Raw genomic sequence first — 21282 nt, forward strand, 5'->3', positions numbered from 1 at the left:
TAAAACCAGGCAGGTTTTTATAAAATCTTAAGCTCGCTTCTTTGCTCTTTGTTTCATGATCTGTGCATACCAGAAACCGGCAGTCAAAGAAAAGGCATCAACAACAATAAGCCCCCAGCTGTCTGTATAGCCCTTGTAGACGGAGGCGGCAATCAGGGCGACTGTCAGAATGAGCCCGATTACATGATTATACGTCACCCTCGTAAAGAACATGACAAGCAGTCCGGGCAGCAGCAGGGCTGAAAGATACTTTAGCGCCACTTTTTCACACCTTCTTTATGATAGATTCACTATGAATTGCGGACAAGTATAACATTAGAATAGCGGTTCATACTTTATGATACAAGCAATTTCAAAATTATGCCGCTGTATTTTTTAACTTAGGGCATTGTTTTCCATTCATCGGATTCTGTTTGCTGCAGATTATATGGCCGGAGCTTCGCTTAGAAAAAGGCTGTTTGCAAAATACTAACCATAATGAACGGAAAGGAGGTTTGCATGATGTCCAGAAGAAGGAGGCGCCCTCTTGTACCAGAATCCCGTGAAGCTCTCGACACATTAAAGGCACGTGTCATGGCCGGCCAAGGCTATAAGGTCAGTGCGGAGGCGCCGGAGGAAGTAAAATATGAGGTGGCCAGGGAAAAGGATGTTCCGCTTCAGCCGGGATATAACGGCAGGCTGACATCCCGCGAGGCAGGTAAAGTCGGCGGCCCGATCGGCGGCAGCATGGTGAAAGAGTTAATCCGTATGGCCCAGGAAAGCCTCAATAAAAATCAATAGTATAATGGAAAAATGGAGCCGCCATATTGGCAGCTCCATCCTTTATTTTTGCGCTTCTTTGTTCCTTGTGAACTCTTCTTTAATGGAAGCAAGGAGTTCAGGTTCAGTGATAAGGCGGAAAGCAGTCTGTGCCAGTGCCTTTGCACCTGTGAGCAGGGCTTCATCGCCTTTTTTCGAGCGTGCAGCTTCACGGAAAGGTACTGTATGGGCAACAAGGTCATCGCTGCCGATTTTGATATAAGGGTGGATCGTAGGTACCTGCTGGCTGATGTTGCCTGCATCTGTCGAACCGATTCCATCCCTGCCTGAGATATCGACCTCTTCGCCCAGTTCCTCGATGACTTCACGGAATGCTTCATCATACGTTCTATTTAATAGAAGATTATCGACTTCATTCTGGAATGCAATCACATTCAATTCAGCACCAGTTGCCAGGGCGGCACCTTCTGCCACCTTCTTCACTTTTTCTGTAACCTCATTTAAATAGGTTCTTGTCGCTGCCCGGATGAAGAAACGCGCTTTTGCATATTCCGGGATAATATTTGGTGCATCGCCTCCGTGAGTGATAATGCCGTGGATCCGGACATCATCCTTCAGCTGCTGGCGCAGGGCATTGATTCCAGTGAAAAGCTGGATGACCGCATCAAGTGCATTGATGCCTTCGTGCGGTGAAGCCGCGGCATGGGCAGGCTTGCCGATATACTCAAAGTCCAATGGATCCACTGCCAGGGAGGAGCTTGTCAGTGCCGTCTTGCTTGAAGGATGGATCATAAGCGCCGCATCAATTCCCTCAGTCAGGCCGTGCTTTACGAAGCTGCCCTTTGCACTGCCGTTCGGACCGCCTTCCTCTGCAGGTGTTCCGAATACGACGACCTCTCCGCCTGTTTCTTCAATCACCTTGCTTAAAGCAATCGCCGCCGCTGTACTTGTTGTGCCGATAATATTATGGCCGCAGGCATGGCCGATTCCCGGCAGTGCGTCATATTCGGCAAGGAAAGCGATGGAAGGTCCCGGCTTGGAAGACTTTTTCCTTGCAGCAAAGGCTGTCTCATGGCCGGCAACTGCGCGTTCGACCTCAAAGCCCTCTTTTTCAAGAATTCCCGAGAGCAATCCGGATGCAAAAAATTCCTCGTTGCCGATTTCCGGCTTGTCATGGATCTGATGACTTGTTGAAAGGTAAAGCTCCCTTCCAGCCTCCACACTTTGATTGATTCTTTCCTTCAATTCAATTACAGATTTAGCAGGTGCTGACATAATGATCTCCTCCTATTTGCGGTGCCAGGCACCGGTTTTTATTCTCCGATTTCACTAAGCGGGACGAATGTCGGGATTGTGCTGCCTTTGTATTCTTTTTCAATGAATTCAGCTACATCGTCTTCCTGATACAGCTCTCCAAGACGCTTCAGTGTTTCATTGTCTTTGTCTTCTGTTCTGGCGGCAATGATGTTGATATATGGTGTTGCTGTTGCACTTTCATGGAAGATGGAGTCTTCAACAGGGTTGAAGCCAGCATCAACAGCGATTCCATTATTGATGATGGAGGCCGCTACATCCGGCAGGACGCGCGGAGTCTGGCCCGCCACTACAGGAACGATTTCCAGGTTTTTTGGGTTTTCGACGATCTTTTCAATGCTGCCATTTCCGTCAAAGTCTTCAGGCAAAGTGATCAGGCCGGCTTCCTGCAGAAGCAGGAATGATCTTCCCATATTGGTTGCTTCGTTCGGCACGGCAATCTTTCCGCCTTCCGGGATATCTTTTACATCTTTATATTTTTCAGAGTAGATTCCCATTGGTGCAATGACTGTTGTCGCGATTGGTGAAAGATCCAGATCATGCTCCTTTTTAAAAGCATTGAAGTAAGAAATGGTCTGGAAGGCATTGGCATCAAGCTCTCCCTCTGCAAGGGCAATGTTTGGCTGGACATAATCAGAGAAGCGGACGATTTCCACTTTGATTCCTTCTTTTTCAGCCTTCTTGGCTACGAAGTCCCAAATGCGGTTGTCTGACCCGCTGACCCCGATTTTCACTTCTTTTTCTTTTTCCTTGCCGCTTGTTGATGATGAGCAGGCTGCACTGAAAACCGCCAGTGCAAGGATGATTGCTGTTAATATTAGTTTTTTCATGGATGATTCCTCCTGTTATCGTCTTCTGATTTTTTTGGATAAAATATTGCCGAAGCTTTGCAGCCCCTGGACCATAATGACCAGGATAGCGACTGTTATGATCATGACCGTTGTATCAAAGCGCTGATAGCCGTAGGTAATGGCCAAATCGCCAAGCCCGCCTCCTCCGACAGCTCCTGCCATGGCGGATGCTCCGACAAGTCCGACGGTTGCAATGGTCAATGCCAGAACAAGCGAGCTGAGCGCTTCCGGTACAAGAAACTTAAAGATGATCTGTGCCGGTGTCGCCCCCATCGCTTCCGCTGCCTCGAGGACACCGGGATCAACCTCCAGGAGCGAGTTCTCGATCAATCTTGCAATATATGGGCCGGCATAGAATACGAGCGGTACCACAGCAGCGGCCGTTCCGATTGAGGTGCCTACTAAAAACCGCGTCACAGGAATGATTGCTACCATCAGGATGATGAATGGAACAGAGCGGAATATGTTGATGATTCCATTCAGCACGTTAAAAACGGGCAGATTCTCCAGCAGATGGCCTTTTCTCGTAATTACCAGCAGGATTCCCAGCGGCAATCCAAGGATGGTGGAAAAAAGAAGCGAGAAGGCCACCATTTGAATGGTTTCGATGAGTGCTTCTATGATTTGCGTGTGATCAACTAGCATGTGTTTTCACTTCCTTGATTGAGACTTTTTCCTGATGAATGTACATAAGGGCGCGCTGCACTTCCTGGTCGGTTCCCTGGAATTCGACCACAAGGTTCCCAAACGGGATGCCCTGCAGCTCGGTTATATTCCCGAACAGCACATTTATATCTATATCGAACTTCTTGGCAAGCCTGGAGAGCAGCGGCTGCCCCGCTGACTGGCCGACGAAATTGATCCGGAAGATCCTTTCCCTGCCATTGTTGTTCTCAACAAGCTGCTTTACAGAATCAGGGATCGAATCATTCATGACAGAGCTGACAAAGTTCTGGGCAGTCTGTGTTTTCGGCGCCGAGAATACATCGAACACTGATCCTTCCTCAATGATCTTCCCAGCCTCGATCACCGCCACCCTGTCGCAGATTTCCCTGATGACCGTCATTTCATGGGTGATGATCAGGATGGTGATATTGTATTCCGCGTTTATTTTTTTCAAGAGCTGCAGGATGCTGCTTGTTGTCTGCGGGTCAAGGGCCGATGTTGCTTCATCGCACAGCAGGATTGAAGGCTGTGTGGCAAGCGCCCTGGCAATCCCGACTCTTTGCTTTTGTCCGCCTGAAAGCTGATCCGGATATTTATCCGCTTTATCAGCAAGGCCGACAAACTCAAGCAGCTCAGCCACCCGTTTGCGAATCTGCTCTTTCGGCAGCTTTGCCAGGGTGAGCGGCATGGCTACATTGGCAAACACCGTCTTTGAGTTCAGCAGATTGAAATGCTGGAATACCATCCCGATATTACGTTTAACTTCTCTCACCTCTTTTGCTGAAAGAGAGGTAAGGTCATGCCCATCGACGATCACCTTGCCTGAGGTCGGCCTTTCGAGCAGATTCACACAGCGGATCAGCGAGCTTTTCCCCGCACCGCTGAAGCCGATGACACCAAATATCTCTCCTCTATCGATTGCTAGATCAATCCCATTGAGAGCGGCAACCTGCTGCCCACCGCTTTCATACACCTTTCTGAGATCCTGAAATTCTATCATTTTGCTTCACCCTCCATATCAAATAAAAAACCCTCTCCTGAGAACAGAAGAGGGCATGCATCATCAGCATTGGCTCTTCTTATCTCCCAGGCTCACACCTGCTGGAATTGGCACAGTACTCATAAGAGTCCGCTGCCGAGGCTTCATAGGGCCAGTCCCTCTGCCTCTCTGGATAAGAAATTATAGTTTTCCTATATAATTAATTGGTTTTAATACAATAGCTATGCAGCACCCCGCACTTTTATTCCGGAAAACAAGAAAGCCCTCTTCAAAAAGAAGAGGGCAGAATAATAGGCGTTCGTCCTCTTCTTATCTTTCAGGCAATCTGCCTGCTGGAATTGGCACGGTTCATCAGTCCGCTGCCGAGGTGTCATAGGGCCAGTCCCTCTACCTCTCTGGATAAGAAGCTATCGTATTAAGTTTGTTTGCTTGATTAATTGTTTTTACTTTACACGCGTTTCAAAGTTCTGTCAAACCCTTTTTAAAATTTTTCGGATAAAAAGTTTTATCCACAATTTTTGAAAACCCTTACTTATTTTTGGGAAGTTTTGAAAAAATAAAACTCCATCTGCTGTGGATAAAGGAGGTTTTCCACATTTTTTCCTTCCTTTATCAACATTCTCCCCAGGCTTCATACAAGAAGAGGGAGTTTACTCCTATATTTCTGCCCGCTTGTCTATTGTATAATAGTGGAAAAGAGCAAATTGAACTGCATTCCGGGAGGGAGAATGGTTTTGATTGCAACAAACAGAGACTATCAATCTGAATTATTTGTGGACAAAGTTGAAGCAAAGAATCTCGAGCTGGCTCTGAAGCATTCGGCAGACCTGATTTCAAGGCATACAAAAGAAGGCATCTTTTTATATGTTTCCCCATCCTGCAGCACCCTTTTGGGCTATTCACAAGAAGAATTGTACAAGGACTGCATCCTGGCCTACTGCCACCCCCAAGATAAAGAAATCCTCAAAAAAGAATTCCGCGGGCTATCCCCGGGCAGCAGCTCACGCATTTCATTCCGCTTCCGCCGCAAGGAAGGCGACTATATCTGGCTGGAGACGAGCATCAGCACACTCGGCGACGGCCAGGAAGCCATGTGCATTTCAAGGGATATGACCGAGCGCGTCAATATGGAAGAAGAAAACATGGAAACCCAGGAAAAGTACCGTTTCCTTGTCGAATACAGCAGGGATACCATTGGCATGACAACCGAGAAAGGCATATGGACCTACATGAATGATGAAGGCAAGAAGGTGTTCGGCTTCACTTCAAGCAAGGAAATCATAGGCGCTTCTTTGTATGACTATGTATCACCTTCTGATCATGGCTATCTGAAGGATTTTTACCAGGCGAACCAGGCGGTCTCTTTTGAATTAAATATCATCAGGAGCGACGGGAACACCCGGAAGGCCGCCATCCAGCTGATACCCACCGTTTTTAAGAACCGGAAGCTTTTCCAGATCATCATCAAAGACGTCACCGGCCAGAAGAAGACCGAAGAAAAGCTTCATAATGCAGAAAAGCTCTCTGTCGTCGGGCAGCTTGCCGCAGGAATCGCCCATGAAATCAGAAATCCCCTTACCGCCATCAAAGGCTTTACCCAGCTTCTCACTGAGCGGAAAACAGAAAAATATGGGGATGTAATCCTTTCCGAGCTCGAACGGATCGAAGAAATCGTCAATGACCTCCTTGTCCTCGCCAAGCCTGTCGTAACAGAGGCTCAGGAAACCAATCTGGTGAATATAGTCAAAAGCGTCGTCACCCTTTTAAACACACAGGCGCTTATCTATAACATCATGATAGATGTAAAATACTCCCTGGCTGAAATCAGCGTCCGCTGTGAAATCGATAAAATCAAGCAGGTGCTTATCAATGTGATCAAGAATTCAATTGAAGCCATGCCCCATGGCGGAAAAATCAGCATTGAAGTCAGGCAGGATAACACCTTTGCGATGATCAGCGTGAAGGATGAAGGGATCGGCATTCCCGAGGAAAGGCTGCCGAAGCTCGGTGAACCGTTCTACAGCACGAAGGAAAAGGGGACAGGCCTTGGGCTCATGATCTGCAACCGGATCATTAAGAGCCACGGCGGGAACATATATATAACAAGCAAAGAAAATGAGGGGACCATCGTTAAATTGCTGATTCCTGTGGTCTGATTGAAGCCTCCGGCGTTCCTGCCGGAGCTTTTTTGCATCCTGCTCCATCTTCCCGCTGCAGGCCTTCTTGAAAACAATTGTACTTCTGTCTAAACAATAGTAAAAACTTCCCCCATATTGCCGATATAAAGCAGGATAATAGATATAGAAAATGGGAGTGTTTCAAGTGCTTTTTACGAAAACAGCAAAACCGAAATCGTTTGACCTTGAAAGCCTGATTCAGCAAGAACTGGAACATGCAGTACAGGAAACTGGACTTGATCAGGATTTAAAGCTTCAAATTGAAGTGATGGGCCTGACAAAAGAAGATTTGGCTATTTTGCGGGCAGTGCGCCCGATTGCCGAAAAGCATATCAGCGCCGTTTACAATAAACTTCTCACTTATGAACAAGAGGATGTCAAAAAAATAACCGATATTTCAAAAATTGGCGTGACTACAGAGATGAGCCAGCAGTATATCCTCAGTCTGTTCAATGGCATAGTTGACGGCGAATTCGTTGAACGCCGCAGAACAGCAGCAAGGGCCTATGTACAGATCGGGGTGCAGATTCACTGGTATATGTCCATTTACCAGCTGCTTATGAAAAATATCCTGGAAATTGTCCTGCAGGAGCTGGAACTGTCATCGAAAGATCAAAGCCGCGTGACTTTTGCGATGGCAAAGATTTTCAATCTTGAAATCCAGCTATGCATTTCCATCATGCAGCAGACAATGGAAACATTCGCAGCCGAAAGGGAGAATCAAGCGAAGGTTGAGCTGAAAAGCTATGTCGGGGAAATCGTCGAAAATCTTGCTGCCATGTCAGAGCAGACTGGCGCATCTGTAGAACAGATTGTGCATCAGTCCCGGCAGATATCCGGCAATGCAAAAGATGGGGCCGCTTCTTCGACTGAAATGGAATCGCGTTCATCCAAAGGCCGCGACCAGCTGAATCGGGTTGTTGATAATATGCATGAGCTGAAAAGCAATGTGAATGAAATCACGAGCACCATCAGCAGCCTGGAAAAAACCTCGAACCAGATCGGCGAGATTGCCGGCGTGATAACAAGCATTGCAGACCAGACCAATCTGCTCGCTCTTAATGCTGCCATTGAGGCTGCCAGGGCAGGCGAGCATGGAAAGGGATTTGCCGTTGTTGCCGATGAAGTCAGAAAGCTGGCAGAACAAACGAAAGACTCATCCTCTAACATTACATCACTGCTGAACAGCACAATCAGGCAGATTTCAGAGGTGATTTCGCAGATTGGCACCATTGATGGAATAGTTGTGAACGGGAATAAAGAGATCGAAAACACAGGAAATGTCTTCAAAGAAATCCTGTCGGCAAGCACAGAAAGCAAGGATAAAAGCCGCCAGATCGAAAAGGACATCGAACTCCTTACCGGCCTTCTTTCTGAAATCAGCAGCGCTGCAGCCAAACTGTCAGATTCCGCTGAGGAACTAAGCTTAACAGTGGCTAATTTTTAAAAATGCAAAAGAGAAGCATAGGCATCACTGCTTCTCTTTTTTTTTGTCACTGCACAAATTTAAATAGAGAACGGATGAGAAACCGGGACAGAAGGTAAATCGGCTCTATCAGATCAATTGCAACATCAATCACTTCAAGCTTGTTATTCTTTTTCTTTTCTTTCTTCTGCTTTATTCTGAATTTCAAAATACCGCCCCCCGCCTTGAGTTGTATATATTTTACAATAAAATGCCAGATTTGTCATTTCACGGCGAGCCAGATGGTCCAGCGATCCTGCTCCGTAATTTCCCCTGATCGTGCATGATAGGTTTTGCTTATTCTTTTTCCAGGACAGTCAGCTGCACGCCGGGTTCAGGCTGCAGCTCCCCTTTTTCTTTAAAACCGAACTCTTTATACAATTGAAGGGCTGGCATATTCCTCTTCCCGGTCAGTACCCTCCATTTTCTGCCGGTAAATTCACTAGTTAAATGAGCAAGCAAACTCTTTGCAATGCCTCTGCGGAAAAACGATGGATGAACGGTCAAACGGCTGATGACCACCCAATTTTCATCCTCTTCATAAGCAAGAACACCGGCCAACTTCCCTTCCATGCTCATTCCGATAAAGCTTTCACGGGAGGCCATCAAGCTTTCAGCTGTATCAAACAGCTGCGGGATAGCATCAAAGCCAATAATTCCAGCTTCTATTTTATAGGCAGGAATCTGGATGCCAAGGACCTCTTCTGCTGTCCTTCTGTCTTTTATATTGAGAATATGGATATCTCCCACTTTCCCTATTGCCCCCTTTCATTGCCACCCAGCTAGAGGAAGCTAGACAATATGGCCTATGATAATAGCATCCTTTTAAAAAGGAATTCCAAACCGCCTCTTTATTAAAAGATAATCGGGTATATTACAATAAATCCCTCTTTTAGAAAGGCGGAATAACCATGAAAGAAACTTCTGGAATCCCTTATGACGGCATGCTGACGACCAATGAGATTAAAGATCTGCTCTCCATGTATATCACGCCTTTTCGGGACATGTGCATCAGAACATCAGAACAATCTGAGGTGAAAATCAGCAAAGGCCGCGCCATCAGCCTTATGCTCGACAAGCTCAGCAAAGTCCAGCTGAATGAACTCATCAACCAGCTTTACCTTATGCGCAAGAAGAGGCAGAATGAACTCTGTTATATTCAATATATTTTAATAGCCATTCTGGGCCGAGAACGCCAAACCGGATAACCTGGCGCCAAGGACTTTTTAAAGGTCTGCCGGGTATACGACGCCCATCTGTTTTCTGGCTTCATCCAGCATTTCCATGACCAGCATGCTGTTCTGGAAAGTGTTAATATCCGATTCTGTTTCCCCTGCCTTCACAAGACGGATAAATTCCTGGAGCTCATAGAAAAGGCTGTTCTTATTCTGTGCCACGGAGATGACTTCAGGCTCCTGATTGCGCAGCTGCAGCTCCACTACGTCCATTGTGGAAATCCGGTCTATTTTTATTGAGCCCTTTTCACCCTGTATTTCGGCAGGCAGAGAAGAATCCGTGATTTTTGAAAAAAGGACAGCCGCATCCATATCATCATAGGTAAAAACAATGCTTCCGGAAGCATCTGATCCGGTTTCCAGCAGAAATCCGCTTGCCTGGAGGCTTTTCGGCTCTCCGAAAAGAACCAGCAACGGATAGACCGCGTACACGCCGACATCCATCAAAGCGCCGTTCGACAGCTTTGGATCAAAGGCATTCGCCTGCCTGCCTTCTTTGTAATCTTCATACCTGGAGTCATACTGGCAATAGTGGGCGAAGTATTGCCTCACCTTTCCGATTCTCGGCAAATGCTCCCTGATCTGCTGGAAATTCGGATAAAATGTCGTTTTCATCGCTTCCATGAACAGCACATGATGATCTTTAGCAGCCTGGATCATCACCTTCAGCTCAGCCATATTTGAAGCTGCCGGCTTTTCGCAAAGCACATGCTTCCCATTTCGCAGAAACAGCTCTGCCTGACCGCTGTGAAGCGAGTTCGGGCTTGCAATATACACCGCATCTATCACTTCGCTTTTTGCCATGGTCTCTAAATCTGTGAATATATGCTCTGCACCAAACTTCTCCGCAAACCTCTCGCCTTTATCCCGTGTTCTTGAATACACTGCTGCCAGCTGAAAATCCTCCAGCTCTTTCCCGGCAAGAACTAATTTTTCCGTGATCCAGTTTGTACCGATGACGCCGAATTTGATCATGAGCAGGACACCCCTTTTCCTTTTTAGTTACCTAATTCCAGTGTATACCAGCAGGGAGAATGGAGTCTATGCAAAAAGCCGGCTGCGTTAAATTGCAGCCGGGCTTTTTATTTGGCCATCAAACAGCCCGCTCATCTTTCTTCCACTCATCCTGCACAAACAGAATGCCGAGCTCATGATGGTCACCTTCATATAATGCTTTCTGGACAAAGCGGATCTGTCCATTTACGTCGAACACTTCCAATTTGCAGTGGGCCCCATTGCGCTGGAGGGCATTGTATAAATCATTTTCATCCTGGACCTTCAGTCCATTCACCTTCGAAACCAGTTCACCGGTTTTAAGGCCCATCGATTCTGCGGGCGTGCCCGGCTTGACGCCGAGAACCACAAGGCCCTCATTCCTTCTTGAAAAAAAGAAAGGCTGGTTGCGGTCATATACCTTTTGGCGGTATGTGATGAATTCTCTTCCGATCACAGCCAGTGCAGCCACCCCGATCGATGCCAGAGGGTACCAATAGCCTGCTGCCGAAAGCAGAAGAAGGATGATGGAGAAGACCAGCAGCCTTCTGCCAGTCCGCTTGGCAGCCGTATCCGGCAGCATGCCCTGGACCTGCTGAGAGAACCCGACTGAAAATGGAACTAAGATGATTGCATAAGAGCTGTCTCCTATGGAAAACAGCGGCCACCAGCCGAACAACCCATAGATTGCATCGCCAGGAACCAGCAAAAATAAGGGCAGCAGCCAAAGCCTTTTCGTTTCATGGACACCGATGGTCTGTCCCCTCTTGCTTTTAATGAGCTTAGGAGACGTTGCCCGGCCGCCGTTCCGCAGAATCAGGACAGCTTCGCCAATCATCAGCAGTGCGAGCAGAGACGCACCCGCCGGGAAGAGCATGTCATCTGTCCAATTGCCGGCAGCTTTAATGAGCGGGATGCTAAAGCCCCTGTCAATGATATAAATGCTGGCGAAAAATGCTGCGCCCACTGTGTAAGCCGGGGCAAGGAGCCGAACTCTTCCTGTCAGGCTCCAGAGAATGGTGAATGCAGCTGTCAGCCACACCAGCTCTATCGGAATCACAATGCCGGTTCCCAAAGTGATCACTGAAAGAACCAGGCCTGCTGCAAGTCCAGCAGGGATCAGCCGGCGAAGCTCAAAGTAGGCATTTTCCACCCTGATATGAAAATTCTTGCGCTCGCGCTTCACTCTGGAAACCCCAAGCAGCGCCGCTAAAAAGAACAGATAATAAAACACGGGATTCATCAAAAGCTTTCCCGCACCCTTTGCCAGCTCCAAAAGCCACTCCTGAATCAAATCCTCCCACCAACCTCTAGTATAAAAGTTTCTATTACTTCTATTCTATCAAAAAAACAGGGCGGCAGGCACCTGTTATATTCGATATGGCGAATATTACAGATGCCTGCTGCCCTTTAACAGATTCGACAAGATTCGGGAGGTGCCTGTCACCGCTCTGCGGTCACCTGCTCAGATAGCGGAAGGCTGCCTGCAGCTGAATATCATTTTCTTCTTTCTTGGTTTCCGCAATGATAGCCTGGACAAGCTCGGCAGCCGTCTTGTTATCAACCTTGCCTGTTGCCTCCAGTCCCTGATGCTGCTGGAAGGCTTTGACCGCTGTTTCGGTCGCTTCACTGAAATAGCCGTCCTTCCGTCCAGGCGACAGCCCGAGCCCATCAAGCATGATCTGTGTATTTTTGACCTGCTCATTATTCATATCCAGTACAAGCGGCTTCTCCAGATTAAGCGGGTGGGTGTGGAAAATCTCCGGCTGGACGACTTCAATTGTCGGCTTGATCCCTTTCCTATGAATCCAGTTTCCATCCGGAGTCAGCCATTTGAACAATGTCAGTTTAATATTGCTTCCATCCCTCATAGGGACGGGCTGCTGGACTGTCCCTTTTCCAAAGGTGGTTTCTCCGATAAGCGGATAGCCTGCCCCTTCCTCCAGTGCTCCGGCAAGAATTTCAGACGCAGATGCACTGCCTTTATCAATCAGAACGGCTACCGGATAGTCTTTTTCTTTCTCAAGCTCTGAGAAATATCTTGTCTTATCTCCGTTCCTTTTCTGAATCTGAACATATGGCTTTTCTTTAGTAACGAGACCTTTCAGAATTTCCTCGACACTGGACAGCAGTCCCCCGGGATTGCCGCGCACATCAATGATCAGTCCATCCAGTCCCTCTTTCTCAAGCTTTTTCAGCTCCCTGGTGAATTCTTTTGCTGTATCCTCTGAAAAAGTCGTAATCTCTATATGGCCGATTTTTTTATCGTTTTCTTTTTTCATTTCCGCATAGACAGTAATCTGCGGAATTTCATCTCTTTTCACCTTTACTGAAAGCGGCTCCTGAAGGCCCTGCCTACGTATTTCCAGCATAACACTGGTCCCTTTTTCACCTCGGATTTTCAAAGTGGCTTCATATAAATCAAGGCCTTCAACGCTATCACCATCAACCTTCAAAATCTGGTCGTTCGGCTTCAGGCCGGCTTTCTCTGCTGGAGAATCCTTAAAAGGAGATACAATGATCACCTTGCCTTCCACCATACTCACTTCCGCTCCGATTCCTTCAAACGATGACTCAAGCGTTTCATTGAATTGCCTGGCAGTATCTTCATTCATATATACGGAATAAGGATCATCCAGTGTCGAAAGCATCCCCTGGATGGCCCCTTCTGCCAGCTGCTCCCCCTCTACCTTCTCTACATAGCTTCCGAGGATCAGCTCATACGCCTGGCCTACCTTCCCAAGCTCCCCGGGTGCTCCGCTATCTGGATCTTCCTTGCCCTCCAGCCCGGATTTGTGCTCAAGGCCGGCCTCTTTTTGCGAATAGTAGAACCACTGCATCCCTGCATACGTCCCTCCCGATCCGGCCAGCAGTGATCCGGCCATAAAAAAAGCGATCACTCTTCGATTCATAGGTATCTTCCTTTCATAAGCCTGTTAAGCTTGATATTTCACTATATGAAAGATATGGACAGGTTATGATGGAATCCACTTTCCCCTTAGATTTATATCGCATTCTTCCCCTTTTTATTGGTATTCACCTCCGCTAAAGGGTAAAATGGTAACGAAGTTTATGAATAACTTGCTGGCTGAAGGAGGAAAGTTTTTTGGAGGATAAGACTAATAATGAGTATAAAATCGGGCAAACGACCATCCAATGGAATGAAAGCAGCGGTTCCCTTGATTTTGAAGGGGATGATGCTATTCTCCTTTGGACCAAAACAGCCCTTAAAACCTTTATGGATACAATTGAAGAAGTGGCAGGAGACGATTCCGCCAGGCTCGTGCTTGAAACAGCAGGCTACAGGACCGGTGAAGATGTAAGCAGATTTTATAAAAGCACAGGCAAAAGTGTAGAAGCGATCATCGAATATCTTCCACCGCTTTATAGAAGTGCCGGGTGGGGCCAGGTAGAAATAATCGAATATTCCATGGATAACAGGACAGCGACATTACGGCTTAATAATGATTGGGAAGAAAGGGTCATCCGCGCCCAGGGAAAAAGCTCGGCAGGAAGTTTTATTCCGGGCCACTGGGCAGGAGTGCTTTCTGGCCTTTTCGCTACAAGCATCTGGTACGAAATCACAGCCAGCATCTTTGAAGGAAGCACCTATACGGAAATCAGCTATTTCCCTTCCCAAATCACACCAAAGGACAATATCCATGACAGCATCCGAAAGAAAGAGCAGCAGGCAATTCTCGAGTTAGAAAGAAAAGTCGATCAGCGCACAAGAGAATTGAGCGAGCTGGTGAATGATCTGTCTTCTCCGCTTATCCCCGTAATAGATGGCATTACAGTCCTTCCTTTAATGGGCAAATTCGAGGAGAACCGTTCATCACAGCTCATCGAAAAAGTTCTTTCCGGCCTTTTGCTTCATAAGCCCTCTACACTGATTGTGGATATCACAGGCATCAATTCAGTTGATGACTATATTCTGGAGCTAATAAATAACCTGACTAAAACAATCACCCTGATGGGGGTCAAGCCTTTCATTGTAGGCATCTCCCCTCAGATCAGCATCCAGCTGACCGAGCGGAATATCACGCTGAATGACCAGCACTGTTTTGCCACACTCAAACATGCCATCAATGAGGCACTGAGCATGGAAGGGCTTGAGATCGCACCTGTAAAAAAAACTGACTGATCGTTTTGTGCATAAAAAAGGGAAGAAGCACTTAAGCTTCTTCCCTTTTTTTATTACATTGGCACGATGCCGATTGGATTAATGGCATTGGATTTAGATGCATTCCAAGGGCCTCTGTGCAATTCGAAGTGCAAATGCTGGCCTTGTGAATCACCGGTGTTGCCCATGATGCCGATTTGCTGGCCTTTTGAGACAGTCGCTCCGGTGCCGATTGAACGGCTGCTTAAATGTGCATAAACAGTTGTGTATACTTGTCCCTCAATAGAATGAGAGATAAATACGACATTTCCATAGCTGCTGGAGTAATATGATCTGATGACAACGCCATTTGCCGCTGCCACGACTGGGACTGTTCCACTTTTTGCGATGTCCACACCAGCGTGGAAAGTTCCCCAGCGCTGTCCAAGTCCGGATGTCACAACACCTGCAGCAGGCTTCGTGAAGTTGCCTCCTGAAATTGAAGGTGCGGATGACACTGGGCCGCCGCCTCCACCGCCGCTGTTGCTGCTGCTATTACTGCTTCCGGATGAGCTGTTTTTCTTGGCAGCCGCTGCTGCAGCCGCACGTCTTTGGCGCTCAAGCTCAGCCTGCCTTGCCAATTCTGCCTGATGCTTTTTCTCAAGCTCTATTGCCTGCTTGATGGCAGCTTCCTGGGCAGCCAGCAGTTCGTTTTCTTCTTCAAGATTCAGCTTTTCAGCATGCTTATGCTCTTCCTGATTCTTTAAGCTGGCCATCAGCTTATTCTTTTCAGCTTTCTGTGCATTCAGCTGCTTTTTCATGCTCTCAAGGTCGGTGCGCATCTTCTCAAGGGAAGAAAGCTCACTTTCCACCTTTGCCTGAGTCTCTTCAAGGAGCTTTTTGTCTGCCTCGTGCTCGCGCAGGATATCCTGGTCTGCTTCCACAATCGTAGCGACTGCTCCTACACGGTCAATGAAATCGCTGAAGTTCTGTGCTCCCATCAGGACATCGAGATAGCTGACCATACCGCCATTTTCCTGGAATGAACGGGCACGGTCCTTCAGCATTTCATTACGTTTGCTGATTCGCTCAGTGATGACCACGATCTCGGCCTTCAGCTTTTCAATCTCTTCTTTCGTTGCAGCAATCTGTGCTGTTTTTTCCTTGATTTTCGTTTCTGTATCGGAAATGGAGAGGCTCAGGCGCTCAAGCTCCTTGCTCACCTTGTCCTGCTCACCCTGAAGTCTATTAATCTCTGAATCCGCGCTGTTAATCTTGCTGTCATTGCCGGAGCGCTGCTCCTGAATTTGATTCTTCTTGCTTTCCAGATCACCGATTTTGCTCGCTGATGCCTGGCTGGCTGGGATGCCTCCAAAGATGCTTCCCAATCCGACTGCCGCGGCAAAAGAAAACGCTGCTATTGATTTTTTCAAGTTCCGATTTCTCCTTTCCAATGGTGCCATATGTACGGGTTAGATCGTCTTCTATATGTTTTTGAAACTTTTCATACTATTCATACGTCTATTTTATGACGCATAAAGGGCCCGGAGTATGGTTCCCCCCTGCAGGGCCCTTCCATGCATCTTTTCTATTATTCTTATACTTTAAGAAACTTGCGGACACTCATCAGGCTGCCCCAGACTCCGATCAATGCTCCCATCAGAATGAGGAGCGCGGACACCTGGTAGACAAATGGATTGAATTCAAGCAGCTGGATGAAATGGCCTTGAAGCCTTGGCGAAATATAATCATAGGCATAGTTATAAGTGGTTGCAACCAGTACGATCGGGAGGATTGCTCCCAGCACTCCCAGCCACAGCCCTTCAAGGAAGAACGGCCAGCGGATGAATGAATTGGTCGCCCCTACAAGCTTCATAATCTCAATTTCTTTTCTTCTTGCAACGATTGTGATTTTAATCGTATTCGAAATCAGGAACATGGCGGTGAACAGCAGGCCCACTACCAGGACCAGTCCGACATTCCGGCTTGTATTGATAAAGCTGAACAGCTTCTCAATCTGCCCCTGTCCGTATTTAACTTTTGTGGCATACTGCAGCTTCTCGATGTTCTCTGCCGTCTTCATTGTATCTTCCGGGTTTTTCGTCTTTACGATAAATACATCGTTCAACGGATTGTCCTGTTCAAAAAGCGTGAAGGCCTGGCCTTCATCCCCAAGACTGTCTATCAGATTGGTCAATTCTTCTTCCTTGGTTGAAAATTCGACGCTTCCCACTTCGGGTATCTGTTCTATTTTATTCCGTAAAACCTGCTGATCCTGCTCATTTGCAGCAACATCGATGTGAACGCGGATTTCCACGTCCTCTTCAATGGTGGTAGCCACTTGATTGAGATTCATCATAATAACGAAAAACACACCGACCAGGATAAGAGTGACGGTTACAGCACTGGCAGATGCGAATGTCATCCATCCGTTCCGGCCGAGGCTTTTGAAACTCTCCCTGATGTGACGGCGAAGGGTCCTAGCTTTCATAACCGTAATCCCCCCTCTGCTCATCACGTATGATTCTTCCGCCTTCAATGGCAATTACGCGATGCTTGATTGTATTTACGATCTCTTTGTTGTGCGTCGCCATCACGACTGTTGTGCCCCTCGTATTGATCTCATCAAAGATATTCATGATTTCCCACGAGGTATCCGGATCAAGGTTCCCGGTAGGCTCATCGGCGATGACTACCTTCGGCGAATTCACGATGGAGCGGGCAATGGATACACGCTGCTGCTCCCCGCCTGACAATTCAGTCGGCAGCATGCGCGCCTTATGCTTCAGATTGACCAGCTCAAGGGTTTCCATAACCTGTTTTTTAATATATTTTGGCTGCTCCTCGATAACTTCAAGGGCGAATGCGACATTTTCGTAGACTGTCAAAGTAGGAAGCAGCTTGAAATCCTGGAATACAACACCGATGTTTCGGCGGAGCAGCGGAACTTTGTTCGGCTTCAGCTTTGCAAGGTTCACGCCATTTATCGTAATTGTGCCGGATGTTGGCCTCTCTTCCCTGTACATCATCTTGATGAAGGTTGATTTGCCGGCTCCGCTCGGACCTACAACATATACAAACTCTCCTTGCTTGATCCGTACGTCTATCCCGTTGGCAGCAGTTACTCCGTTGGAATACTTCTTATATACGTCTTGCATCTCGATCATTTATATCACCTGTAGTTTAGTGTTAAGAATAGAATTAACTTTTCGCCATAAATCGACAGCAATTCGACAACAGTGTTTATGATAACGTGACAAAATTAAACACAAAACTACTAAAAGCAGCTTGTTCGTATTCTCACTTCACCCATTATAACATCATACTTTGTCAAAATAACGGAAAAAAATATTACAGTTTCTTTTCATTTGTATAAAAAATGATTCTTTATTCCTAAAATCGGGTACTGTAATTTGTTAAAATACGACAAAAACATTGGAAAAACCTTCTTGTTTTCCAAAATAAAAAAACCGCTATCCTACTAAAGTAGGACAAAGCGGTTTCTTTCCTCTTACTTTTTAGCTGCCAGCCATTCTGCCACCGCAGCGGCATCCTCGCCTTCAAGAAGCCTTGGCGGCATGGCCCCTTTACCTTCTGCAATCGTCTTTTCAATTTCTTCCTGGGAAAGCTGTGACCCGATTTTCTCTAGATTCGGCCCGACTCCGCCCTGAAGATTGTCGCCATGGCAGCTTGAGCATTTCTGGGTAAACAATTTCTGCGGGTCCCCCGCTCCTGCCGATTCGCTGCCTTCATTCGCTTCTTCCCCGCCGCCGCACGCTGCAAGGACTAAGGAAGCTCCCATAAAAATCATCATCAATTTCTTTTTCATTTTTATACCTCCCTAGATCCGGAATCTATCCGGACATCTGCAAGCCTAGGCGCGCTTAAAGCCTTCGCCGAGCACTTCAGATGCATCCATTACTATAATAAACGCTTGAGGATCTATGGTCTTGACGAGTTGTTTCAATTTAGTGAACTCCGTCTGATCAACAACACACATCAGGATAGGGCGTTCATGGTCGGTATATCCGCCATATGCTGATAGTTTTGTCACACCGCGGTCGATTTTATTCAAAATGCCTTCCCTGACAGCCTCCTGATTGTCCGTAATGATCATGGCCATTTTCGAACGGCTGAAGCCGACCTGGATCAAGTCGATCGTCTTGGTGGTTACATAAAGGGCAATAAGTGCGTACAAACCTCTTTCAATATCAAAGATGACTGCTGCAGACAGGACGATCAAGCCATCAATGATGGCCACACATGTCCCAAGGGTCAGCCCAGTATATTTATTGATGATCTGCGCCGCCAGATCGGTTCCTCCCGTTGAAGCCTTCCCGCGGAAAACAATCCCAAGCCCAAGGCCGACCCCGATCCCGCCGAACAGGGCGCCAAGAAGCGGGTCCTGTGTCCATGGCTCCGCACGGCTCGTCAGAAATACAACAAGCGGCAGGAATATGGTTCCCGCCAAAGTCTTTGCCCCAAACTGCCTGCCTAAAAATATCAGCCCTGCAAGGAACAGCGGAATATTAAATGCCCACTGCACATAAGCCGGCTCCCAGCCAACCAATGCGTCCAATATCGTACTGATCCCGCTCACTCCGCCGGAAGCGATCCGGTTCGGCAGCAAAAACACATTGAACGCCACCGCCACAATCCCGGATCCCACAAGCACAAACAAATACTCCAGCGCCCGCTCCGCCCCAGGGTTATATGTACTGCCTCTCTTTCTCTTGCTCACTTGCATCCTGCTCCTTTATTGGTGACAGGCACCTCCCGTTATTTGTCGAAAGTTTCCTGTTTACTTTTTTTCTTCCATAGGCTTTTCATAGCCGAAGGTGAGTATAGCATGTTGAAAAAAGGCTGTAAATGCCAATAAAGTGACGTATTAAAGGAGTGGAGCAGAAGAGTATGGAACTGCAGAACTCAGATAAACTAAACTAAAGCTATACTTAGTTTTTATCCATTTTACAAAAATATACAAAAAGGATTTCCGCACACAGAAAAGTGGTATAATGTCGAAAAGGAGGTAAAAAAAACATGGAGAAGACACTTGAACAAATCCTGGTCAGCATGCAGGAGCAGATAGCGGATCTTGGATCACAGATGAACAGCCGGTTTGATGTTATGGAGAAAAGGCTCGACGGTGTGGATGAAAGATTTGACGGTGTAGATAAAAGGCTTGATGCTATGGACAAAAGATTTGACGCTGTGGATGAAAGGTTTGACGGTGTAGATAAAAGACTTGATGCTATGGATAAAAGATTTGACGCTGTGGATGAAAGGTTTGACAATCTGACCACCGAAATGAGAAGCCATTTTAAACAAATTGAAACAAAGCTTGATCATCATGAAAAGCTTTACCAGGTAGTTTCCAATGAACTGAACGCAGCGAAGATTGACATTGAGTACTTAAGCGAGAAAACCGGTGTACATGATAAAGAGATCAACCAGTTGAAAAAGACGATTAAAATATAGAAACATTCCCTAAAACCTCATCACCGACCTCATACATTATCCACATAAAAAGCCTTTGCCATTCCGGCAAAGGCTTTTCCTTCAATCTTATAAGCTCAGTCTTGAACGCAGATAAGCATTGATGAATGGATCGAGATCGCCGTCCATCACGCCCTGGACGTTTCCCGATTCCGTGCTTGTGCGATGGTCCTTGACCATGCTGTACGGATGGAATACGTATGAGCGGATCTGGCTTCCCCAACCAATTTCCTTCTGCTCGCCGCGGATTTCCAGCAGCTCCTGCTCCTGCTCTTCAATTTTCTTTTGATAGAGCTTGGCCTGGAGCATTTTCATGGCGCGTTCACGGTTCTTGATCTGGGAGCGCTCGGTCTGGCAGGTTACCACGACATTTGTCGGCAAGTGGGTGATCCGGACAGCAGAATCGGTTGTATTGATATGCTGCCCGCCGGCGCCGCTTGCCCGGTACGTATCGATTTTCAGGTCCTCTGTACGGATATCGATTTCGATTTCATCATTGAACTCCGGCATAACCTCACAGGAAACGAAAGAGGTATGGCGGCGGCCTGAAGAATCGAACGGCGAAATCCGGACAAGGCGGTGGACGCCTTTTTCAGCCTTCAGATAGCCGTAGGCATTATGCCCTTTAATTGCGAGTGTTACACTTTTGATCCCGGCCTCATCACCTGGCAGATAATCAAGTGTCTCAACCTTGAAGCCTTTTTTCTCTGCCCAGCGCGTGTACATGCGCAGCAGCATGGAGCCCCAGTCCTGGGATTCCGTACCGCCCGCTCCCGGGTGGAGTTCAAGGATGGCATTGTTTTTATCATATTCCTCGCTCAGCAAAAGCTGCAGCTCGAATTGCGCAAGGCGCTTTGTCAGCTCAGTCAGCTCTTCGGCAAGCTCATTCTGGAGATCCTCGTCGCTTTCTTCCTTCACAAGCTCATAAGTGAGCTCCAGGTTTTCAAACGTTTCAAACAGGTCATGAAATTCATGGACCTGGTCTTTAAGCGCATTCGACTCACTGATAACAACCTGCGCCGCTTTCTGGTCATCCCAGAAGTTCGGGTGCAGCATTTCTTCATCAAGCTCGGCGATGCGCGCCTCTTTGTTTTCTAAGTCAAAGAGACCCCCTAAAGTCCGCTAATACCTTAGCTGTTCTCTCTAACTCATTGCGAATGTCTGCTAATTCCATTCCAGTCACCTCTAAATAGTTTTTTTACAGTGTATCAGGAAAAAGAGAGC

The 21282-nt window shown here is 47.2% G+C and carries 21 protein-coding genes, 2 pseudogenes and 2 riboswitches; of the genes and pseudogenes, 7 read left to right on the forward strand and 16 right to left on the reverse strand.

What is annotated here, in order from left to right; genetic code table 11:
• Positions 1-27: 27 nt before the first annotated feature.
• Complete coding sequence (locus FZD51_RS06730) at positions 28-261, reverse strand: CsbA family protein (RefSeq protein ID WP_009793031.1); 234 nt, start codon at positions 259-261, stop codon at positions 28-30.
• Between the two features lie 240 nt (positions 262-501).
• Here FZD51_RS06730 and FZD51_RS06735 point away from each other — a divergent pair, with 240 nt between their 5' ends.
• A complete protein-coding gene (locus tag FZD51_RS06735; protein ID WP_148974259.1) occupies positions 502-780 on the forward strand; it encodes an alpha/beta-type small acid-soluble spore protein in 279 nt (92 codons plus the stop codon).
• Between the two features lie 42 nt (positions 781-822).
• Here FZD51_RS06735 and FZD51_RS06740 read toward each other — a convergent pair whose 3' ends face one another.
• The 4 genes from FZD51_RS06740 to FZD51_RS06755 are packed head-to-tail and all read right to left on the reverse strand — an operon-like array spanning position 823 to position 4590.
• The gene (locus tag FZD51_RS06740; RefSeq protein ID WP_148974047.1) at positions 823-2034 is read right to left on the reverse strand and encodes a M20 family metallopeptidase; all 1212 of its coding nucleotides are present in this window, start codon (positions 2032-2034) and stop codon (positions 823-825) included.
• A 38-nt stretch (positions 2035-2072) separates the two neighbouring features.
• The gene (locus tag FZD51_RS06745; protein ID WP_148974048.1) at positions 2073-2903 is read right to left on the reverse strand and encodes a MetQ/NlpA family ABC transporter substrate-binding protein; all 831 of its coding nucleotides are present in this window, start codon (positions 2901-2903) and stop codon (positions 2073-2075) included.
• A gap of 15 nt (positions 2904-2918) precedes the next feature.
• Positions 2919-3569: a methionine ABC transporter permease gene (locus FZD51_RS06750; RefSeq protein ID WP_148974049.1), complete on the reverse strand. Its 651-nt coding sequence runs from the start codon at positions 3567-3569 to the stop codon at positions 2919-2921.
• On the reverse strand, positions 3559-4590 hold the full coding sequence (locus tag FZD51_RS06755; RefSeq protein ID WP_148974050.1) for a methionine ABC transporter ATP-binding protein: 1032 nt from the start codon (positions 4588-4590) through the stop codon (positions 3559-3561). Before FZD51_RS06755 ends, FZD51_RS06750 begins: the two co-directional genes overlap by 11 nt.
• 76 nt (positions 4591-4666) lie before the next feature.
• Positions 4667-4769, reverse strand: a riboswitch (SAM riboswitch).
• A gap of 127 nt (positions 4770-4896) precedes the next feature.
• Positions 4897-4996, reverse strand: a riboswitch (SAM riboswitch).
• A 322-nt stretch (positions 4997-5318) separates the two neighbouring features.
• Here FZD51_RS06755 and FZD51_RS06760 point away from each other — a divergent pair.
• The 3 genes and pseudogenes from FZD51_RS06760 to FZD51_RS26840 all read left to right on the forward strand — a co-directional run.
• On the forward strand, positions 5319-6746 hold the full coding sequence (locus tag FZD51_RS06760; RefSeq protein WP_262380750.1) for a PAS domain-containing sensor histidine kinase: 1428 nt from the start codon (positions 5319-5321) through the stop codon (positions 6744-6746).
• Between the two features lie 151 nt (positions 6747-6897).
• Positions 6898-7452, forward strand: a pseudogene (locus tag FZD51_RS26835) (protoglobin family protein); the annotation flags it as partial.
• A gap of 303 nt (positions 7453-7755) precedes the next feature.
• Positions 7756-8214, forward strand: a pseudogene (locus tag FZD51_RS26840) (methyl-accepting chemotaxis protein); the annotation flags it as partial.
• Between the two features lie 46 nt (positions 8215-8260).
• On the opposite strand, the gene FZD51_RS26060 reads toward FZD51_RS26840, so the two are convergent.
• Together FZD51_RS26060 and FZD51_RS06770 are read right to left on the reverse strand one after the other, a co-directional pair.
• Positions 8261-8401 (reverse strand): hypothetical protein, encoded by a 141-nt coding sequence (locus FZD51_RS26060; RefSeq protein WP_187445649.1) that lies wholly within the window; start codon positions 8399-8401, stop codon positions 8261-8263.
• A gap of 128 nt (positions 8402-8529) precedes the next feature.
• Positions 8530-8982, reverse strand: a complete 453-nt coding sequence (locus FZD51_RS06770; protein ID WP_262380751.1) for a GNAT family N-acetyltransferase — start codon at positions 8980-8982, stop codon at positions 8530-8532.
• Between the two features lie 161 nt (positions 8983-9143).
• On the opposite strand from FZD51_RS06770, the gene FZD51_RS06775 reads away from it, so the two are divergent.
• Entirely contained in the window at positions 9144-9440 is a 297-nt protein-coding gene (locus FZD51_RS06775; protein WP_148974053.1) for a hypothetical protein, read from the forward strand.
• A gap of 18 nt (positions 9441-9458) precedes the next feature.
• On the opposite strand, the gene FZD51_RS06780 is transcribed toward FZD51_RS06775, so the two are convergent.
• The 3 genes from FZD51_RS06780 to FZD51_RS06790 form a co-directional block, all read right to left on the reverse strand.
• Positions 9459-10442: a Gfo/Idh/MocA family protein gene (locus FZD51_RS06780; protein WP_148974054.1), complete on the reverse strand. Its 984-nt coding sequence runs from the start codon at positions 10440-10442 to the stop codon at positions 9459-9461.
• Between the two features lie 118 nt (positions 10443-10560).
• Positions 10561-11754 (reverse strand): PDZ domain-containing protein, encoded by a 1194-nt coding sequence (locus FZD51_RS06785; protein ID WP_148974055.1) that lies wholly within the window; start codon positions 11752-11754, stop codon positions 10561-10563.
• A 163-nt stretch (positions 11755-11917) separates the two neighbouring features.
• Positions 11918-13372: a S41 family peptidase gene (locus FZD51_RS06790; protein WP_148974056.1), complete on the reverse strand. Its 1455-nt coding sequence runs from the start codon at positions 13370-13372 to the stop codon at positions 11918-11920.
• A gap of 194 nt (positions 13373-13566) precedes the next feature.
• Between FZD51_RS06790 and FZD51_RS06795 the strand changes: the two genes are divergently transcribed.
• Positions 13567-14604, forward strand: coding sequence for an STAS domain-containing protein (locus FZD51_RS06795; protein ID WP_148974057.1), 1038 nt, complete (start codon positions 13567-13569; stop codon positions 14602-14604).
• Positions 14605-14657: 53 nt separating this feature from the next.
• On the opposite strand, the gene FZD51_RS06800 is transcribed toward FZD51_RS06795, so the two are convergent.
• The 5 genes from FZD51_RS06800 to FZD51_RS06820 all read right to left on the reverse strand — a co-directional run bounded on the left by FZD51_RS06800 (position 14658) and on the right by FZD51_RS06820 (position 19309).
• Positions 14658-15995, reverse strand: a complete 1338-nt coding sequence (locus tag FZD51_RS06800) for a murein hydrolase activator EnvC family protein (protein ID WP_262380752.1) — start codon at positions 15993-15995, stop codon at positions 14658-14660.
• A 164-nt stretch (positions 15996-16159) separates the two neighbouring features.
• Positions 16160-17053, reverse strand: a complete 894-nt coding sequence (ftsX, locus tag FZD51_RS06805; protein WP_148974059.1) for a permease-like cell division protein FtsX — start codon at positions 17051-17053, stop codon at positions 16160-16162.
• Positions 17043-17729, reverse strand: coding sequence for a cell division ATP-binding protein FtsE (gene ftsE, locus FZD51_RS06810; protein WP_148974060.1), 687 nt, complete (start codon positions 17727-17729; stop codon positions 17043-17045). The genes ftsX and ftsE overlap by 11 nt, the downstream gene beginning before the upstream one ends.
• Before the next feature lie 344 nt (positions 17730-18073).
• Positions 18074-18391, reverse strand: coding sequence for a cytochrome c551 (gene cccB, locus FZD51_RS06815; protein ID WP_148974061.1), 318 nt, complete (start codon positions 18389-18391; stop codon positions 18074-18076).
• Between the two features lie 45 nt (positions 18392-18436).
• Positions 18437-19309 carry a YitT family protein gene (locus FZD51_RS06820; RefSeq protein ID WP_187445650.1) on the reverse strand — a complete coding sequence of 291 codons (873 nt, stop codon included), beginning with the start codon at positions 19307-19309 and terminating at the stop codon, positions 18437-18439.
• 293 nt (positions 19310-19602) lie between these two features.
• On the opposite strand from FZD51_RS06820, the gene FZD51_RS06825 reads away from it, so the two are divergent.
• Complete coding sequence (locus FZD51_RS06825) at positions 19603-20040, forward strand: hypothetical protein (RefSeq protein ID WP_148974063.1); 438 nt, start codon at positions 19603-19605, stop codon at positions 20038-20040.
• Positions 20041-20127: 87 nt separating this feature from the next.
• Here the strand turns inward: FZD51_RS06825 and prfB are convergent.
• Positions 20128-21232 (reverse strand): peptide chain release factor 2 gene (prfB, locus tag FZD51_RS06830; RefSeq protein ID WP_148974064.1). Its coding sequence is split into 2 segments (ribosomal slippage): positions 20128-21159 and positions 21161-21232, totalling 1104 coding nucleotides; the frame shifts between segments, so codons are not numbered across the junction.
• Positions 21233-21282: the final 50 nt, after the last annotated feature.

Source organism: Bacillus infantis, assembly GCF_008180445.1.
Classification (GTDB): Bacteria; Bacillota; Bacilli; order Bacillales; family Cytobacillaceae; genus Bacillus_AB; species Bacillus_AB infantis_B.

Coding starts and splice junctions, on each gene's coding strand:
- FZD51_RS06735 (WP_148974259.1), top strand. CDS start 502: ATGTCCAGAAGAAGGAGGCGCCCTCTTGTACCAGAATCCCGTGAAGCT.
- FZD51_RS06740 (WP_148974047.1), bottom strand. CDS start 2,034: ATGTCAGCACCTGCTAAATCTGTAATTGAATTGAAGGAAAGAATCAAT.
- FZD51_RS06745 (WP_148974048.1), bottom strand. CDS start 2,903: ATGAAAAAACTAATATTAACAGCAATCATCCTTGCACTGGCGGTTTTC.
- FZD51_RS06750 (WP_148974049.1), bottom strand. CDS start 3,569: ATGCTAGTTGATCACACGCAAATCATAGAAGCACTCATCGAAACCATT.
- FZD51_RS06755 (WP_148974050.1), bottom strand. CDS start 4,590: ATGATAGAATTTCAGGATCTCAGAAAGGTGTATGAAAGCGGTGGGCAG.
- FZD51_RS06760 (WP_262380750.1), top strand. CDS start 5,319: ATGGTTTTGATTGCAACAAACAGAGACTATCAATCTGAATTATTTGTG.
- FZD51_RS06775 (WP_148974053.1), top strand. CDS start 9,144: ATGAAAGAAACTTCTGGAATCCCTTATGACGGCATGCTGACGACCAAT.
- FZD51_RS06780 (WP_148974054.1), bottom strand. CDS start 10,442: ATGATCAAATTCGGCGTCATCGGTACAAACTGGATCACGGAAAAATTA.
- FZD51_RS06790 (WP_148974056.1), bottom strand. CDS start 13,372: ATGAATCGAAGAGTGATCGCTTTTTTTATGGCCGGATCACTGCTGGCC.
- ftsX (WP_148974059.1), bottom strand. CDS start 17,053: ATGAAAGCTAGGACCCTTCGCCGTCACATCAGGGAGAGTTTCAAAAGC.
- ftsE (WP_148974060.1), bottom strand. CDS start 17,729: ATGATCGAGATGCAAGACGTATATAAGAAGTATTCCAACGGAGTAACT.
- cccB (WP_148974061.1), bottom strand. CDS start 18,391: ATGAAAAAGAAATTGATGATGATTTTTATGGGAGCTTCCTTAGTCCTT.
- FZD51_RS06820 (WP_187445650.1), bottom strand. CDS start 19,309: ATGCAAGTGAGCAAGAGAAAGAGAGGCAGTACATATAACCCTGGGGCG.
- FZD51_RS06825 (WP_148974063.1), top strand. CDS start 19,603: ATGGAGAAGACACTTGAACAAATCCTGGTCAGCATGCAGGAGCAGATA.